Genomic DNA, 15,149 nt, shown 5'->3' with positions numbered 1-15,149 from the left:
GGGGGAACCGTATATCGAGAATTTGCGTTCGGCAAAAGCAGACGTCGGATGCCGAAACTCAGCGCCTGTCGGCGGCGTGTTTCTCGGCGCCCAGGGCGCGCAGCGCGAAGTCGAGAACGCGCGCCTTGGCCCGTCGCAAACCTTCGTGGTCGTCGTAGGTTTGCAGGACCATCACCCGGCTGATGATCGCGTTGACCGCGAACGCATCCTGTTCGGGGTCGGCGAGGGGAAACGAGCCGTCCTCACATCCGCGCCGCAGGATCTTCACCAGCGACCGCTCGCGGTCGGCGTGGGCCTTCTCGCGCGTCTCGCGGTAGCCCTTCGCCGCGCGGACCTCATCGGAGTCGATGACGGTGAACTGCATGCGGACCTCGTCGTCGTGAAAAAGTCCGAACATCACCTCGATCCAGGCCTCGAGTCGATCCGCGGGCGCACCCGAACCGTTCTCGGCGACGCGGTCGAGCCGGTCGGCCAAGGCGTCGGTCTCGCGCCGCAGCATGGCAAGAAACAGCTCGTCCTTCGACTCGAAATGACGATAGAAGGCTCGCGTGGACACTTGGGCGCGCTGCAAAATCGCGGCGACCGGGATGGGGCCGGTGTGCGGTTGCGAGAGGCAGGCGTAGGCAGCCTCGATGATGGACTCACGGTCAGGGCGGGCGAGCTCCGGCTGCACGGTAGCAAAGTCTATTGACGCCCTCAGCAACGAGACCGGCAAATCGAGATTTTCACCGCCTGAGTAACGTGAGCCCCGGGGTGAGCCGGAGAGGACGGCCGTGAGCGCGACTGAAAGTCAACTGCAGACCGTTGAGTTCCGCGGGTCCGAAGACGTCACCCTGGTGGCCGACGAGTGGAACCGCGGCGTCGACTCGCAGCTCTCCTCGGTACTGCTGCTGCACGGCGGCGGCCAGAACCGTCACTCATGGAAGAAGACCGCGCAGATTCTGGCCGACCAGGGCTTGCACGTCGTGGCGCTGGACAGCCGCGGTCACGGCGACAGCGACCGCGCACCGGATGCGAACTACACCGTCGACGCCTTGTGTTCGGACACGTTGCAGGTCGTCGAGCAGATCGGCCGACCGGTCGCGTTGATCGGGGCGAGCATGGGCGGGATGACCGGCATGCTGGTGGCCGACGCGGCGGGACCGGAGAAGGTGAGCAAGCTGGTGCTCGTCGATGTGGTACCGCGCTACGAGAAGGACGGCAGCGCCCGCATCCGCGATTTCATGTCCAGCGGTGTCGAGGGTTTCGAGTCGCTCGACGAGGCGGCCGACGCGGTTGCCGCCTACTTGCCGCACCGGAAGCGCCCGCGCAACCCCGAAGGCCTGAAGAAGAATCTGCGGTTCCGCGACGGGCGGTGGTTCTGGCACTGGGACCCGGCGTTTCTCACCGCGCCGGCAGACGACCGGTTCGTGCGCGAGGAGAAGCTGGAGCAGGCGGTGATGGGCCTGACCATCCCGATCCTGTTGATCCGCGGGAAGCTCTCCGACGTGGTCAGTGTCGACGGCGTGAAGGACTTTCTGGAGAAGGTGCCGCACGCCGAGTTCGCCGAGCTCGCCGCGGCGGGGCACACCGCCGCCGGCGACGACAACGACGCGTTCTCCGAAGTGGTGGTGCAGTTCGTCTCGCGGTGACGTCAGGCGAGCAGCGGCACCGCGTCATGACGGGTGTCGGTGAGTATCTCGAACATCGCGCGACGGTCGGCTGTCAGCTCTGCGCGCTCGAAAGCTTTGCCCGCCACCTGAATTCGGCATGAGGCGATCGCCGAGTTGTAGCAGTACTTCGTCCCGCCGTTCGTGTCGGTGTACGTCAGCCCGATGACGTCGGACGGCTCGGTGACGATCTCGCCCTCGATCATCTGCTCGCCGACCCGGCCGCCGAACGTCCACGAGAAAGGCCGATAGCTTCCGTGCGTCTGCAGGCTGCCGCGGATCGACCGCACGGCGAACTCCTGTCCGGCGTGCCGGAACACGAACAGCGTCGCCGACGGCAACGGGATCGGTCCGAGAGTGGCACGAGCCGTGACGATTTCGAGGGTGGTGTCAGGCGCCTCGTCGAATCCGCAGACCTGCCCGAACGCGTAGGCCGGCGTGTGCTTGCTGCCCCAGTTGTGGTTGACGCTGCCCGACCAGCCGTCGACCGCGAACCGGACGTCGTCGAGTTCGAGCAGCCCGTCGAAACGGGCCAACGGGTGACGCACCATCGTCTTGGCGGTGGGAAACCTGGCGGCATAGGCGCGTTCGGTCAGCAGCCTGACCGGATCCTCGCCGCCCGGTGTGATCCGCAGGTCCCAGCGCGCGGATCCGGCGACGCCTTCTGCCGTCCGGTCGTCGAGGACGTTGGCGTCGATGCGGGCGGTCCAGTCGTCGTAACCGAAGGTGGCCGAGTCGATCGGATAGGACTGCTTGAGCGCGCGGTTTCCCGCGCCGTCCGGATCGAAGACCATCACCCACACGTCGGCGGCGGGCTGACCGGCGGTCGGCAGCAGCAAGGTCTGCCGCAACCACAGCGCCCGGGGCAGGTCCGGGTGGTTGGCGCGGATGAAACGAGATTCGTAATACGGGGGCAGCGCGGGCGTCACCCGGTCAGCATCCAATACTTGAGCCGTGACGGGAGCACACATCGCGGCTTACATACTCGCAATCGTGGCGGCGGCCGAAGCCGTCGCGCTGGCAGTGCTCTGGATCCGCTACACCCGCCAGCGCGACGAACTCGACGACGCCCGCAAACGCGTCGACGCCAAGAACATGCTGCTCACCGGCGGCCGGGAAGCGGTCAAGCAGGTGTGGCAGACGGCCAACATCCTGCGCAAAGACGGTCTCGGTGCGGCGGTGCGGTCGTCGATCGAGGACCTCGCGGACTGGGCCGAGGTCGAGCGGCCCGATCTCGCGCGCCTCTCTCCGAGCGGCAAGATGGTGATCCTGTTCTCCGACATCGAGGAGTCGACCGCGCTCAACGAGCGGATCGGCGACCGGGCATGGGCGCGGCTGATCGGAAGGCACGACAAGATGGTGCGCCGCCACGTCAGTAAACACTCCGGTTACGTGGTCAAGAGCCAGGGTGACGGGTTCATGGTGGCGTTCGCTCAGCCGGAGCAGGCAGTGCGATGCAGCATCGACGTGCAACGGGCACTTCGCAAGCAGCCCAACCGGATCAAAGTGCGGATGGGAATCCACATGGGCAAGTCGGTTCGACGCGGCGACGACCTGTTCGGCCGCAACGTCGCGATGGCCGCCCGCGTGGCGAACGAGGCCGACGGCGGCGAGGTGCTGGTCAGCTCGGTGGTGCGAGACGCCTTGGCGGAAGTCGAAGACATCTCGTTCGACCATGGGCGCGCCGCGGAACTCAAGGGCTTCAACGGGTCACACCGGCTCTACTCCGTCGCGACCTAGCCGTCGCGGCTCTCGGACTCGGCGACCCGCTGATGCAGTCGCGCCCTGATGTCTTCGGGCGTGTACGCGTTGCGACGACGCTGATCGCGAGCGACCAGGACCCCACCCGCCACCACGCCGGCGACACTCGCCAGCCCGACCCATTTCCAGATGCCGCGCATGGCAGTGAGTCTGCCTAAGCTGCGGGGGTGAAACCAACCGCGGTGTCACTGCAGCAGGCGCTCGACGCGACACGAACCGGTGACCTCTGGCTCTTCCGTGGCCGCTCCGGTCCGGACCGGGCGATCCAGTCGATGACGAACAGCCCGGTCAACCACGTCGGCATGACGCTCGCGATCGAGGACCTGCCACCGTTGATCTGGCACGCCGAGCTGGGCGACAAGCTGACCGACATGTGGACCGGCCGCAACCAGCGCGGCGTGCAACTCAACGACGCCCGCCAGGTGGTGGAGCGCTGGATCAACAACTATCACCAACGGTGCTGGCTTCGGCAGCTGACTCCGTACGCGAGCCGCGAACAGGAGGACCGCGCGCTGAAGGTGGTCGCGCGGATGGACGGCACACCGTTTCCGAGTACGGCGCGCTTGACCGGCCGCTGGTTTCGCGGCCGGCTCGCCGTCGCGGACTTCACGCGCGGAATCCCGTTCGTACACAACAGGGTTCGCGACGCAACTCAACGTAGAAAGCAGCAGAAGCTGCAGGTCGGATTGCAGACTGCGTATTGCGCCGAAACCGTCGCCATCACCTACGAGGAGATGGGGTTGCTGACGACGGAGAAGCACTACAACTGGTTCGACCCGGGCTCGTTCTGGAGCGGCGATGCGCTGCCGCTGGCGCCCGGCTATCAGCTCAGCGCCGAAATCGCCGTCGAGTTGGACTGATCGCCGCTAGAGGCGCGCGAAGCAGGGGTCGGCGTCTTCCTTGGGGATCGAGGCGTCGCGGCTGGAGAATTTCCCGACGACGCCGGAGCCGGTCACCTCGACACTGTCGGCGTGGATACCGAGCGGGTAGTTGTCGTTGAGCTTTTTGGTCAACTCGCCAAGCGCCGTCTGCACCGCGTCCTTGGGTAGCGGCCCCGTGACGTCGAGCACCTGCAGATTCAGGTCACCATCGGTGACGACGGGCTTGGCGGTGACGCTGTTGTCGCCGGCTTCCAGGATCACCGTGCCCGCAGCGGCGTCGGTGCGCACACCAGTGATGAGGCTGCCGACTCCGGGCAGGTTCGCTGCGATGGTGTCCTTGATGCCGGCCGCCTTCCAGGTCAGCGTCGCGTCGAGTTTTCCGATGGTGCCCTTGGAGTTCCCGGTGTCCTGCAGTCGGACGTCAGCGAGCACCACCTCGGCGGTCATGCCGTCGGCGCTCTGGACACGGTTGCCGTCGGTGGTGACCGAGATGTTGGTGTAGTGCCCGGTGATGTGCTGCCAGAGAAACGGCGGGTTCACCCCGAACGAGATCGTGACGCCGTCGTCGGTCACGCAGTGGGCGACATCGGTCAGGATGCTGTCAGCGCGGTGACGGGCGTACAGCTCGCCGCCCGCGAGTCCGCCCGCCAGCAGGGCGACCACGATGACGACGATCAGAATGATCGATGTCTTGTTGAATCCCCTTGCAGTGCGCCGCTTTTCGTCGCTGGCGGGCGTCGACTGGGGAGGCGGCGGGGCCGGCTGCTGTCGGTGTATCTGCTCGGTCGGTCGCGCGTCGGCGGGTGAGGGCGGCTTGGGATACCGCTGCGGCGGACCGACGTTCGGCGGTCGCGGAGCGTCGAACTGATCGGTCGGCGGTTCGGGGTGAGGCTCGGGGCGTCTCGGCTGATCCGGTCGCCTCGGTGGAGGCGGTCGCTGACCGGGATTGGGCGGAGGTGCGCCACGGCCGCGCCAGTCAGGCGGCCCCGGGCGTCGCGGAGGCTGCGTCACTTGCGCGATTCTGCCTTACTCGGCTGGGAAGAGTCGCCCATCACTCCGGACGAAAGACGGGCTGCCGCTTGGCGAGGTAGGCGGCCAGATTGTTTAGCGAGGACGCCATACCGGCCTTGTGGTCAGCAGCCGAGATTCCCGGCGGCACGTTGTCGGCACGCAGCTCGACGCGAGTGCCGCCGTCGACCCGTCTCACCGTCCAGGTCATGGTCATCGTCCCGTCGAAAGCCGGGTCGTCCGAGGCGAATTCGACGTCCTGGACGACGCGGTCTTCGGGCTCGATCTCGAGGAAGCGACCCTCGACGATGTCCGAGTCGGCGTTGGCTTTGCCGCCATCGCGAGGCGGGTCGGTATACGTCAGGACCATTCGGTAGCACCCCCCGGGGCGGGCGTCGAAGTGGTCGAACCGACAGGTCATCCCGGTCGGCGGCAGCCACTCGGCGAGGACTCCGGGGTCGATGAGCGCTTCGAAGACGCGGGTCAGTGGCGCTTTGACCACCGTCGACGCGCTATCCGTACGAGCCATGGCACCACATTGAACAGGACTTCGGCGGTCCACCGTCAGACCTTTCCCGTTGCTGCCCAGGCGGTAGCGGTGACGGTGAACGGCCCGACACCCAACTGCTCACGCGCGACGGATCGCAGACGTTCGCGGTCGCCGTCATCGAGTCGTTGCACGTGGTCGCCGGCAGGGCCGACACCGTAGGTGTACGGCTCCCACCACTCCTCGAAGGACGGGTGCAGAACATCGACGGCAATCGGCTCTTCTGCGACATCGCGCAGTCCCGCTGCTTCGAAAAGTTCGGTGAGGTGCCCCCGATGCGCGCCGGACAGTAGCGCTTCATCCTGCGCCTGCGGGTCGAGCACGTGGACTGCATCCCAGAATGGTGCCAACGCGCCGGCCTGCCCGTCCCAGACGCACGCTGCGACGACTCCGCCGGGCCGCGTCACGCGCGCCATCTGGCGGATGCCGGCCACCGGTTCCCTCATGAAATGCACCACCAGTTGAGCAAGGGCGGCATCGAAAGCTGCTGTCTCATAAGGCAATTGCTCCGCTGTGGCCTGGCGCACGTCAAGGTCGGGAAAGCGCGCACGGATCGCCTCGACGAACGGTGGCGACGGATCGATCGCCGCGACCTGCGTCCCGGCCGCCAGAAGATGGGAGGTGAGTGCGCCGGGTCCGCAGCCCACGTCGAGCACCTTCTCCCCCGCCCTGACGCCGGTGAATGCAGTGAAGACTTCGGCGAGAGGCTCGGAATACCGGCCCATGAACCGCGCGTAGGCCTTCGGAGAAACCGCGAAACTCACGACGGCGACTCAAGAAGTCAGGCGCGCCCACGGTGGCAGCGGCACCGCCAACAGGTCGGCCGCACCTGGAGCGACGGTCAAGGCCACCATCGCGGCAGCGAGGCGGTGCAGCGGTAAAACGAAGTCGGCACATCCCGTCGCTATCGCATTCGACGGCATACCCGCCGCCCGGGCGGTCCTCGGGTCCTGCACCAAGACGCGACCGCCGCCACGTTTCACTGCCCTGGCGCCTTCGCTGCCGTCGGTCTGATAACCGGTCAAGATGACGCCGAGCGTGGGCACTTCGGCCGCCGAGGCGGCCAGCAAGGCATCGCCGGGCTGAGTGCCATTCGTCGCTTGACCCAGCAGCCACCGGCCGGCGGAATCGAGGGTCGCGTTGACCGCACCGGGTACGACCGCGACGCCGCGGTTGTTGGCCCGTTCTCCGTGGCGGGCGATCCGGACGGGAAGCTGACTGTGTCTCGCCAGCACCGTTGCCAGCGGGTCGTACTCCGTGTGTGTTTCCGCGCGGTGTTGGACGACGGCCATCGGGATCGGGAACGTTGCCGGAATGTCCGCAAGAACGGCCTTGAATGCGTCCATGCCGCCCAGCGAGGCGACCATCACCACCCGCCCGAACACCGACGCTGAGGTCATATGTCGGCTCGCGAACATATGGACAGCTTAAAGGCTTATGTCCGCAACCCGACATAAACCGTTCTTCGGTGGGTAGCCATGTCCAGATGGACGCAGAACTTCGCCGCAACACAATCCTCAAGCAGCTTCCGGACGACGAGTTCGGCAAGTTACGGCGGCATCTGCGCGTGGAAGAGCAGCCGTTGAAGCATCCGGCCTACGAACCGGGCAAGCCGATCAGCGACATCTACTTCCCGCTGTCGGCCGTCTTCTCCGTGGTTGCTGTGACCGAAGACGAGCGGGTGGTGTTCGAAGTGGCCACGATCGGATAGGAAGGAATGGTGGGACTGCCGGTGTACCTGGGCGCGACAACGAGCCCCCAGGCCGCCTTCTGCCAGATTCCCGGTCAGGCCGCACGGATAAGCGTCGGCGACTTTCGCCAAGTGCTGAGTCGCGACGGTGCGCTGCACAGCCTGTTGGGCCGCTTCACGCAGGCAACGATGGTGCAGGTCGCGCAGAACGTCGTCTGCAACGCGACCCACTCGACGGAGGCACGCATGGCACACGGTGGCTCCTGACGACGCGGGATCGCGTCGGCCGCAACGAGTTTCACCTGACGCAGGAGTTTCTGTCGCAGATGCTCGGCGTTCACCGTCCGACCGTTTCCGATACGGCACGACGCCTTCAGGGCCAAGGACTGATCCGGTATTCGCGAGGCACCCTCAACATCACCGACGACGAACGCCTGGAGCGCACTGCCTGTGAGTGCTACGGCATAGTCAAAGCAGAGTTCGACGACATCGGCAACTACGCGCAAGAGTGACGTCGACTCGCTTCTAGAGCCCGAACTTGGCCCGGGCCTGATCGGTCACCGGAGTGAAGAAGTTGACCAGGTTTCCGTCGGGGTCGCGGAACAACAATGCCCGGTTGCCCCAAGGCATCGTGGTCGGCTCAGTGACGACCTCTTCCAATTGACCGCGCAGGCGCTCGTATTCGGCGTCGACGTCGTCGACGGTGAACTCGACGATCGCGCTCCGGTTGGCGGCCGGCTCGGCGGATCCTTCTCCGAACAACGGGACGGTCTTGTCGCTACCGGTCGCCAGCGTGCCCATCGGTGTGGGGATTTCGGCGAACAGCTCATTGGCCCAGACCGCCGCGGCGCCAGTGACAACCTCGTAGAACGCGACGAGTAGCTTCACGTCAGCGGTGATGATGCGGATCGAAGTGAGTTTCACGCCAAGCACGCTAGGCGAGACCTCCGACAAGGCGCGCTTCGATGACTCTCACCCTCGGTGTCAGAGGTTGAACGGAACTCGACAACGTCGCGGTCTGTGCGCCGACGGTCCTCCTGACCAACTTGAGGTTGCCGTCGATCATTTTCGATGCCAGCGGTGGTCCACCTCGCGCTCACCCACGGTGCCGTCTCCTTTGATCCCCAGGCCGTAGATGCGCGTCTCCACCACACCTTTAACGTCGAACTCCAGGTCGATATGAGTCGGCCGAAATAACGTCTGATGTGCCACCCCGTTGACCCCGTTGAGCATGTCAGGCAATTGGCCGTCCTCCAGTTGGATGCGGTGGACTGATGTGCCCGCCGACGACCTGATCTTTTTCTCGCCCATCTCTGCTCTCACCGTTGGCCCTACTTCTGCGCATCTTTCCCACCCATGCCAGCGGAAAAGTCTTTATGTACAGAAATCTAGCGTTGGGAGCACATCCGAGGAGTAGCGCCGACTCGACATGACTGCAGCGAAGCCTTAAATGGTTGATCACACGCAAATACTGAGGGCAATCAACCCGTTAGTGGCCGCTCGCCTACACGTTGAACCGGAATTCGACCGGATCGCCGTTCGTCAGCGCTGCTAGGAGTCGCTTTCATCGATCGACCGCCGTGTCTCTGCCACTGCGCGCCGAATCTCGGCCTCGTCCCTTTTCCTAGCTGCTTCCGAACGATCTTCCCTGTCAGCAACGCGTTGCAATCGCTCGCGCTCACGCTGCTCGCTGGCACCTTCACGCTCGTCCGCACGCCGCTCGCGCTCGTCGGCCACCTGCTCACGATCGTCGGCAATACGGTCCCGTTCATCGGCCAGTCGGTCCCGTTCGTCGGAAACCCGCTCGCGCCGCGACTGTTCTGACTCGCGTCGTTTGAGGATGTGCTCGCGCTTGTCCATCTCAGCGGTACGCCGATCGGCTTCGTCCCCACCATCGGCATCCTCGCTACCGATCATCGGGTAACCCTAGCGCCGCCGCGATCGCTGTGGAATCAGCGAGCGGCGGTGGCTTTGCCGCCCGATCTCTGTTCGTGGCGGAACTCCACCATGTCACCGATAAACGTCTCGCCGGTGACGCACGTCGATAACCCGAACCACCACCCTGTCATCGTGAATTTCATAAATCACCCTGAAATCCCCACGCCTGGCGGAGAACCTGCCGGCAAGGTCAGCCCGCAGCGCCTTTCCAGCCCGTAACGGGTTGTGCGCCAGTACATTCACGATGAACTCCCAACACGCAGCCGCTACCTCTTCGGGTAGTTCCTCAGACAGACTCCTGCGGGCGCGGCGGGTCAGCTCGATCCGATAAGCCGCTATTTGACGATCCCCTTCGCGCGGAGCTCCGCCTCAACCTCGTCGGCGGAGTAGAGGCGCCCAGCGGCAATGTCGGCGTCCGCCTCCCGGACTGCGGCCATGGCGGCTGCGTCGCCGAGGATGTCCAGCGTCTCCATCATCGAGTCGTAATCGTCGGCACTGAGAAGCACCGCCGCGCGACGGCCCTGCCGGGTGACTTCGATCCGCTGATGCGTGCGCACGGCCTCGTCGACCAGCTTTGAGAGATTGGCGCGCACTTCTGCCAGCGGAAGAGTTTCCATGTACAGAATTCTAGCGTCCGTAGCACATGAACGTCGTCACGAATTTGACCCGACTGGTAGCGCGACATGACTGACACCGCGAGGACGCCGTTAAATGGTTGATCCCACGCAAATACTGAGGGCAATCAACCAGTTAAGGGCCGCTCGACGCCGCTCGGACTAGACGTTGAACCGGAATTCCACCACGTCGCCGTCTGCCATGACGTAGTCCTTGCCTTCCATCCGCACCTTGCCCGCCGCCTTCGCCGCGGCCATCGACCCGGCTCCGACCAGATCGTCATAGGACACGATCTCGGCCTTGATGAAACCTTTCTCGAAGTCGGTGTGGATCACCCCGGCGGCCTTCGGCGCGGTGTCACCCTGGTGAATCGTCCACGCGCGCGACTCTTTCGGGCCCGCAGTCAGAAACGTCTGCAACTTCAGCGTGTGAAAACCCGCTCGCGCCAACGCATCCAGCCCGCGTTCTGTCTGACCGATCGATTCGAGCAACTCGGCGGCAGACTCGTCATCGAGCTCCTGCAACTCAGCCTCGATCTTCGCGTCGAGGAACACCGCGTCGGCGGGCGCCACCATCTCGCACAACTCCGACTTGCGCGCCTCATCGGTCAGCACCGCCTCGTCGGCGTTGAACACGTACAGGAACGGTTTGGTCGTCAGCAGGTTCAGCTCGCGCAGCGGCGCGGTGTCCACGCGCGCCGCGAACAACGTCGTCCCGCCGTTGAGAATCCCCTGAGCCTCCGCTGCGGCATCATGTGCCGGCCTGCGGTCCTTGTTCGTCCTGGCTTCCTTTTCCAGCCGCGGCAACGCTTTCTCCAGCGTCTGCAGATCGGCGAGGATCAGCTCGGTCTCGATCACCTCAATGTCGGACTTCGGGTCGATGCGCCCGTCGACGTGGGCAACGTCGTCGTCGCTGAACACTCGCACCACCTGGCAGATCGCGTCGCTCTCGCGGATGTTCGCCAGGAACTTGTTGCCCAGCCCCGCTCCTTCGGAGGCCCCCTTGACGATCCCGGCGATGTCTACGAAGGTGACCGGCGCATGAACGATCTTCTCCGACCCGAACATCTTGGCGAGCTCGGCCAATCGCGGGTCGGGCAGCGGCACGACACCCTCGTTGGGCTCGATCGTGGCGAACGGGTAGTTGGCCGCCAGCACGTCGTTGCGCGTCAACGCGTTGAACAGCGTCGATTTACCGACGTTGGGCAGGCCGACGATTCCCAGGTTCAAGCTCACAGAGTCCAGAGTCTAGGAGACCGCAACGGGCACGCCCGAACCGCGCTGACAGCCACACACAGCGAAAGCCGGTACGGTCTACCTGTGTCAGCACAGCGCGCACGGTCGGCGGTGGCCGCCGACCATCGTTCCGCGCATCCCGATTTCCCGGGTGTTCCCGGCTGGGGTGCGGTGCTGATCGCGATCACCTTGACGGCCATCGGCTTCGCGTTCGACGCCGGATCGGGCAGCAAGGAACTGTCCGCGGTCTTCGCCACGTGCTACTTCCTCGGCTGCCTGGTGGCCGTTCTGGCAGTGCGGCATCATGCGCTGTTCACCGCGGTCATCCAACCGTCGCTCATTCTCTTCGTCAGCGTGCCGGGGGCTTACTTCCTGTTCACCGGAGGCCAACTCACCGGCGTGAAGGATCTCGCGATCAACTGCGGTTATCCGCTGATCGAACGCTTTCCACTGATGTTCTTCACGTCGGCGACCGCCCTGTTGGTCGGCTTGGCGCGCTGGTACCTCGGGCGGTCGACTCGCAGCGAATCCCCGCGCGACACTGACGACCGGCCCGAGCGGACGAGCAGCGTGGCAACGACGTTGAGCAGCGTGACGACCAAGTTGACCGCCGCGGTGGCGTCGCTGGTGGCGCGCAAGCCCGTCGACGAGGCCGAAGCGCCCGCCCGCCGCAAGCGGTCCCAGACCGCCAACCGGTCCGCGCGCAGCGGCCGGACAGCGTCGAATCGCGGCGCTCGGGCGACGAGCCGGACCACGCCGCGCCCGCGCCACATGCGGCCGCCCGAGACGGAGATCATCGAACCGGTGGCCGAGCGGCCGAGGCGCAGTCGCTCCAGCAGGCTGGCCGATCCGACATCACCGGCCGAGCCGCGCCGCAGGCCACGGCCGTCCGGCTCGCGGCAATCCGGTCCGCCTCCCGCCGAGCGCCGGACGGGATATGAGCGGACCGGATACGACCGCACCGGCTACGAGCGCCCGAGCTACGACAGAAGCGGCGACCGGCCCGAACGTCGCCGCCGCTTCGACGACTACCAGCCGCGCGAGCCCCACGGCAGAAACGGCAACGGGACGCACCATCCGATCTCCCGGGTGCGCTACCGCGGCGAGGAGACCGACGACCGCGCGGATTACCGCACCCGCCGCCGCACCTCACCTCAGCGCGACGCCGACGCGTGGGAGTACGACATCTGATTCGTCGGAGCGCTAAGCGCGCGCGGGGCGGATCTCCCTCGGCAGCGCGAACACCAGCGTCTCGTTGGCCGTCGTGACGGGCTGCACCACGTCGTAGCCGTATTCGGCCAGCCGCTCGAGCACGCCGCGCACGAGGATCTCCGGCACCGACGCACCGGAGGTGACGCCGACGGTCGTGACCCCGTCGAGCCAGGCCGGGTCGATGTCGTCGGCGTAGTCCACGAGGTGGGCAGCGTCCGACCCGGCGCCCAGCGCGACCTCCACCAGTCGCACCGAGTTCGACGAGTTGCGCGAGCCGACGACGATCACCAGCTCGCACTCCGGAGCCATCGCCTTGACCGCCACCTGGCGGTTCTGCGTGGCGTAGCAGATGTCGTCGCTCGGCGGGTCCTGCAGCGTCGGGAACTTTTCCCGCAGCCGGCGCACGGTCTCCATGGTCTCGTCGACGCTCAGCGTCGTCTGCGACAGCCAGATGACCTTGCTCTCGTCGCGGACGGTGACGTTGTCGACGGAGTCCGGCCCGTCGACGAGCTGCACGTGATCGGGCGCCTCACCGGCGGTGCCGATGACTTCCTCGTGACCCTCGTGGCCGATGAGCAGGATGTCGTAGTCGTCGCGCGCGAACCGCTTGGCCTCGTTGTGCACCTTGGTCACCAGCGGACAGGTGGCGTCGATGACCTTGAGGTCGCGCTCCTTGGCGGTCTGATGCACCGTCGGCGCCACCCCGTGCGCGGAGAACACCACGATCGCCCCTTCGGGCACTTCGTCGGTCTCGTCGACGAACACGGCGCCGGCCTTGGCCAGGGTTTCGACGACGTGGCGGTTGTGCACGATCTCGTGCCGCACGTACACCGGGGCGCCGTGTTTCTCCAGCGCACGTTCGACGGTCTCTACGGCGCGGTCCACTCCCGCGCAGTACCCCCGCGGTTCGGCCAGCAGCACCCGCTTGCCGGTAACGCCACCGGTCACCGAGCTGGACGCGCCCGGGATCCCCATGTTGATAGTCGGCGGCATGGCACCCAGGGTACGCATTCGCGGCCCACCCGGCCCAGCCGAGCAGCCCGCCGTAGGCTGGGGGCCATGGCAACCGCACCGTATGGGGTCCGTCTGCTGGTTGGCGCGGCGGTGACCGCCTTCGAGGAAACCCGCAAGCTCCCCCAGACCATCCTGATGTACCCGATGACCGTCGTGAGTCAGCTCGCGCACCTGGTGATGAAGATGCAGCAGGACGTCGCCGACCTGGTCATCAAGGGTGACGAGGCGCTCGACTCGCTGTTCCCGCCCAAGGACGAGCAACCCGAGTGGGCCACCTTCGACGAGGATGTCGACGACTCCGAGACCGCGACCGTCACCTCCATCGACGGCGAGCGCCTGACCGAGGGCCGTTTCGCGCTGTTCAGCAACGGCGAACCGCAGTCCTCGGCAGCCGAGCGCGAGGACGCGCCGGCCGGGCCGGGCGAGACTGCCGAGACGCCGGAGATCGTCACCGAGCTGGATTACGAGTCGCTCACGCTCGCGCAGTTGCGCGCGCGGCTGAACACGCTGCGGGTCGACGACCTCGAGGCGCTGCTGGCCTATGAAGAGGCCACGAAGGGCCGCGCACCGTTTCAGACCCTGCTCGCCAACAGGATCACCCGCGCGTCCGCGAAGTGACCGACTCGGAGCAGGGCCAGAGCCCGGATAACCCGTATCCGGTCCGCTCCGTCTCGATGCTGGTCAAGGGCTGGATTGAAAAGCTCGGCACCGTCTGGGTGGAAGGTCAGGTCGCTCAGCTCTCGACGCGGCCCAACTCCGGCACCGCCTACATCACGCTGCGCGATCCGTCGCTCGACATGTCGCTGTCGGTGACCTGCCCTCGCGAGCTGGTGCTCAACGCGCCGGTCAAACTTACCGAGGGCACCCGGGTGGTCATGCTGGGCCGACCCAACTTCTTCGTCGGCCGGGGGTCATTCTCCTTGCGGGTCAACCAGATTCGCGCAGTAGGCATGGGCGAGTTGTTGGCCCGGATCGAACGGCTGCGCCAGCTGTTGGCCGCCGAGGGCCTCTTCGATGTGCGGCTCAAACGCCCGATTCCGTTCCTGCCCAACACGATCGGCCTGATCACCAGCCGAGGCAGCCACGCCGAACGCGATGTGATCGCCATGGCCACGAACCGTTGGCCCGCAGTCCGTTTCGCGGTTCGCAATACGGCTGTGCAGGGACCCAGCACCGTCCCGCAAGTGGTCGAGGCGCTGCGCGAACTCGACTCTGATCCGAACGTCGACGTGATTGTGATCGCCCGCGGCGGCGGCAGCGTCGAGGACCTGTTGCCGTTCTCCGACGAGACGATGTGCCGGGAGATCGGCAAGTGCACCACCCCGGTGGTCAGCGCCATCGGCCACGAGCCCGACAGCCCGCTGTGCGACCTCGTCGCCGATTTGCGCGCCGCCACGCCGACGGACGCGGCCAAGCAGATCGTTCCCGACGCCGCGGCCGAGCAGGCCTTCGTCACCGAGTTGTGCCGGCGCGGGGGTCAGGCGCTGCGCAACTGGGTGCACCGCGAGGAAAGCGTCATCGACCAGTTGCGCAGCAGGCCGGTACTGGCTCAGCCGCTGGCCGCCATCACCGCGCGCGCAGATGAGGTGCACCGCGCCC

Annotated in this window: 23 protein-coding genes; 9 read left to right on the top strand and 14 right to left on the bottom strand. The window is 66.1% G+C overall.

The genetic code is table 11. The annotated features are described in order from the left end of the window. Window positions 1-58 precede the first annotated feature (58 nt). Window positions 59-673 carry a TetR/AcrR family transcriptional regulator gene (locus A5663_RS19510; RefSeq protein ID WP_197503468.1) on the bottom strand — a complete coding sequence of 205 codons (615 nt, stop codon included), beginning with the start codon at window positions 671-673 and terminating at the stop codon, window positions 59-61. A 100-nt stretch (window positions 674-773) separates the two neighbouring features. Between A5663_RS19510 and A5663_RS19505 the strand changes: the two genes are divergently transcribed. After that, window positions 774-1,631, top strand: coding sequence for an alpha/beta fold hydrolase (locus tag A5663_RS19505; RefSeq protein WP_068152937.1), 858 nt, complete (start codon window positions 774-776; stop codon window positions 1,629-1,631). A gap of 2 nt (window positions 1,632-1,633) precedes the next feature. Here A5663_RS19505 and A5663_RS19500 read toward each other — a convergent pair whose 3' ends face one another. Continuing rightward, complete coding sequence (locus tag A5663_RS19500) at window positions 1,634-2,620, bottom strand: hypothetical protein (protein ID WP_068152935.1); 987 nt, start codon at window positions 2,618-2,620, stop codon at window positions 1,634-1,636. Here A5663_RS19500 and A5663_RS19495 point away from each other — a divergent pair. Further along, on the top strand, window positions 2,604-3,389 hold the full coding sequence (locus tag A5663_RS19495) for an adenylate/guanylate cyclase domain-containing protein (protein ID WP_068153013.1): 786 nt from the start codon (window positions 2,604-2,606) through the stop codon (window positions 3,387-3,389). The two genes, A5663_RS19500 and A5663_RS19495, sit on opposite strands and share 17 nt — an antisense overlap. On the opposite strand, the gene A5663_RS23160 is transcribed toward A5663_RS19495, so the two are convergent. Further along, a complete protein-coding gene (locus tag A5663_RS23160; RefSeq protein WP_156744560.1) occupies window positions 3,386-3,550 on the bottom strand; it encodes a hypothetical protein in 165 nt (54 codons plus the stop codon). The genes A5663_RS19495 and A5663_RS23160 overlap by 4 nt on opposite strands. A 42-nt stretch (window positions 3,551-3,592) precedes the next feature. Here A5663_RS23160 and A5663_RS19490 point away from each other — a divergent pair, with 42 nt between their 5' ends. Then, complete coding sequence (locus A5663_RS19490; RefSeq protein WP_068153011.1) at window positions 3,593-4,270, top strand: guanylate cyclase; 678 nt, start codon at window positions 3,593-3,595, stop codon at window positions 4,268-4,270. A gap of 6 nt (window positions 4,271-4,276) precedes the next feature. Here A5663_RS19490 and A5663_RS19485 read toward each other — a convergent pair whose 3' ends face one another. The 4 genes from A5663_RS19485 to A5663_RS19470 all read right to left on the bottom strand — a co-directional run bounded on the left by A5663_RS19485 (window position 4,277) and on the right by A5663_RS19470 (window position 7,246). Next, entirely contained in the window at window positions 4,277-4,954 is a 678-nt protein-coding gene (locus A5663_RS19485) for a DUF2993 domain-containing protein (protein ID WP_369816672.1), read from the bottom strand. 388 nt (window positions 4,955-5,342) lie between these two features. After that, window positions 5,343-5,828: an SRPBCC family protein gene (locus A5663_RS19480; RefSeq protein ID WP_068152928.1), complete on the bottom strand. Its 486-nt coding sequence runs from the start codon at window positions 5,826-5,828 to the stop codon at window positions 5,343-5,345. Window positions 5,829-5,863: 35 nt separating this feature from the next. After that, on the bottom strand, window positions 5,864-6,610 hold the full coding sequence (locus A5663_RS19475; protein WP_068152926.1) for a class I SAM-dependent methyltransferase: 747 nt from the start codon (window positions 6,608-6,610) through the stop codon (window positions 5,864-5,866). Between the two features lie 9 nt (window positions 6,611-6,619). Continuing rightward, window positions 6,620-7,246 carry a chemotaxis protein CheB gene (locus A5663_RS19470; protein WP_231976838.1) on the bottom strand — a complete coding sequence of 209 codons (627 nt, stop codon included), beginning with the start codon at window positions 7,244-7,246 and terminating at the stop codon, window positions 6,620-6,622. Window positions 7,247-7,314: 68 nt separating this feature from the next. Between A5663_RS19470 and A5663_RS22800 the strand changes: the two genes are divergently transcribed. The 3 genes from A5663_RS22800 to A5663_RS23650 are packed head-to-tail and all read left to right on the top strand — an operon-like array spanning window position 7,315 to window position 8,048. Continuing rightward, window positions 7,315-7,557 (top strand): hypothetical protein, encoded by a 243-nt coding sequence (locus A5663_RS22800; RefSeq protein ID WP_156744559.1) that lies wholly within the window; start codon window positions 7,315-7,317, stop codon window positions 7,555-7,557. Between the two features lie 9 nt (window positions 7,558-7,566). Beyond that, complete coding sequence (locus tag A5663_RS23655; RefSeq protein WP_231976837.1) at window positions 7,567-7,803, top strand: hypothetical protein; 237 nt, start codon at window positions 7,567-7,569, stop codon at window positions 7,801-7,803. After that, window positions 7,752-8,048 carry a Crp/Fnr family transcriptional regulator gene (locus A5663_RS23650; RefSeq protein ID WP_369816674.1) on the top strand — a complete coding sequence of 99 codons (297 nt, stop codon included), beginning with the start codon at window positions 7,752-7,754 and terminating at the stop codon, window positions 8,046-8,048. The genes A5663_RS23655 and A5663_RS23650 overlap by 52 nt, the downstream gene beginning before the upstream one ends. 13 nt (window positions 8,049-8,061) lie before the next feature. Here A5663_RS23650 and A5663_RS19460 read toward each other — a convergent pair whose 3' ends face one another. From A5663_RS19460 to ychF, 6 genes are all read right to left on the bottom strand, one after another. Further along, window positions 8,062-8,460 (bottom strand): VOC family protein, encoded by a 399-nt coding sequence (locus tag A5663_RS19460; RefSeq protein ID WP_068153008.1) that lies wholly within the window; start codon window positions 8,458-8,460, stop codon window positions 8,062-8,064. Window positions 8,461-8,598: 138 nt separating this feature from the next. Beyond that, window positions 8,599-8,847 carry a hypothetical protein gene (locus A5663_RS19455; protein WP_068152922.1) on the bottom strand — a complete coding sequence of 83 codons (249 nt, stop codon included), beginning with the start codon at window positions 8,845-8,847 and terminating at the stop codon, window positions 8,599-8,601. Window positions 8,848-9,087: 240 nt separating this feature from the next. After that, window positions 9,088-9,453, bottom strand: coding sequence for a hypothetical protein (locus tag A5663_RS22795; protein ID WP_082974253.1), 366 nt, complete (start codon window positions 9,451-9,453; stop codon window positions 9,088-9,090). Window positions 9,454-9,546: 93 nt separating this feature from the next. After that, entirely contained in the window at window positions 9,547-9,768 is a 222-nt protein-coding gene (locus tag A5663_RS22790; RefSeq protein WP_231976840.1) for a type II toxin-antitoxin system RelE/ParE family toxin, read from the bottom strand. A gap of 41 nt (window positions 9,769-9,809) precedes the next feature. Then, window positions 9,810-10,091, bottom strand: coding sequence for a type II toxin-antitoxin system Phd/YefM family antitoxin (locus A5663_RS19450; RefSeq protein WP_068152920.1), 282 nt, complete (start codon window positions 10,089-10,091; stop codon window positions 9,810-9,812). A 159-nt stretch (window positions 10,092-10,250) separates the two neighbouring features. Beyond that, a complete protein-coding gene (gene ychF / locus A5663_RS19445; RefSeq protein WP_068152918.1) occupies window positions 10,251-11,324 on the bottom strand; it encodes a redox-regulated ATPase YchF in 1,074 nt (357 codons plus the stop codon). A gap of 84 nt (window positions 11,325-11,408) precedes the next feature. Here ychF and A5663_RS19440 point away from each other — a divergent pair, with 84 nt between their 5' ends. After that, window positions 11,409-12,515 carry a DUF6542 domain-containing protein gene (locus tag A5663_RS19440; RefSeq protein ID WP_068152915.1) on the top strand — a complete coding sequence of 369 codons (1,107 nt, stop codon included), beginning with the start codon at window positions 11,409-11,411 and terminating at the stop codon, window positions 12,513-12,515. A gap of 12 nt (window positions 12,516-12,527) precedes the next feature. Here A5663_RS19440 and A5663_RS19435 read toward each other — a convergent pair whose 3' ends face one another. Continuing rightward, entirely contained in the window at window positions 12,528-13,529 is a 1,002-nt protein-coding gene (locus tag A5663_RS19435) for a 4-hydroxy-3-methylbut-2-enyl diphosphate reductase (protein ID WP_068153006.1), read from the bottom strand. 66 nt (window positions 13,530-13,595) lie between these two features. Between A5663_RS19435 and A5663_RS19430 the strand changes: the two genes are divergently transcribed. Together A5663_RS19430 and xseA are read left to right on the top strand one after the other, a co-directional pair. Then, entirely contained in the window at window positions 13,596-14,168 is a 573-nt protein-coding gene (locus A5663_RS19430; protein WP_068152912.1) for a lipid droplet-associated protein, read from the top strand. Next, window positions 14,165-15,149 (top strand): exodeoxyribonuclease VII large subunit (gene xseA, locus A5663_RS19425; protein ID WP_068152909.1); only part of this gene is annotated, 985 nt, incomplete at its 3' end. The genes A5663_RS19430 and xseA, both read left to right, overlap by 4 nt.

Origin of the sequence: Mycobacterium sp. E740, from assembly GCF_001672895.1 — a bacterium.
Taxonomy (GTDB): Bacteria; Actinomycetota; Actinomycetes; order Mycobacteriales; family Mycobacteriaceae; genus Mycobacterium.
The sequence above is the reverse complement of the archived record's forward strand: the minus strand, read 5'-3'. Positions and strand labels throughout refer to the sequence as shown.

Excerpts from the sequence above, each read along its gene's own strand:
- A5663_RS19500 (WP_068152935.1), bottom strand. The coding sequence starts at position 2,620 with ATGTGTGCTCCCGTCACGGCTCAAGTATTGGATGCTGACCGGGTGACG.
- A5663_RS23160 (WP_156744560.1), bottom strand. The coding sequence starts at position 3,550 with ATGCGCGGCATCTGGAAATGGGTCGGGCTGGCGAGTGTCGCCGGCGTG.
- A5663_RS19480 (WP_068152928.1), bottom strand. The coding sequence starts at position 5,828 with ATGGCTCGTACGGATAGCGCGTCGACGGTGGTCAAAGCGCCACTGACC.
- A5663_RS19470 (WP_231976838.1), bottom strand. The coding sequence starts at position 7,246 with ATGACCTCAGCGTCGGTGTTCGGGCGGGTGGTGATGGTCGCCTCGCTG.
- A5663_RS19455 (WP_068152922.1), bottom strand. The coding sequence starts at position 8,847 with ATGGGCGAGAAAAAGATCAGGTCGTCGGCGGGCACATCAGTCCACCGC.
- A5663_RS22795 (WP_082974253.1), bottom strand. The coding sequence starts at position 9,453 with ATGATCGGTAGCGAGGATGCCGATGGTGGGGACGAAGCCGATCGGCGT.
- A5663_RS19450 (WP_068152920.1), bottom strand. The coding sequence starts at position 10,091 with ATGGAAACTCTTCCGCTGGCAGAAGTGCGCGCCAATCTCTCAAAGCTG.
- A5663_RS19435 (WP_068153006.1), bottom strand. The coding sequence starts at position 13,529 with ATGCCGCCGACTATCAACATGGGGATCCCGGGCGCGTCCAGCTCGGTG.
- A5663_RS19430 (WP_068152912.1), top strand. The coding sequence starts at position 13,596 with ATGGCAACCGCACCGTATGGGGTCCGTCTGCTGGTTGGCGCGGCGGTG.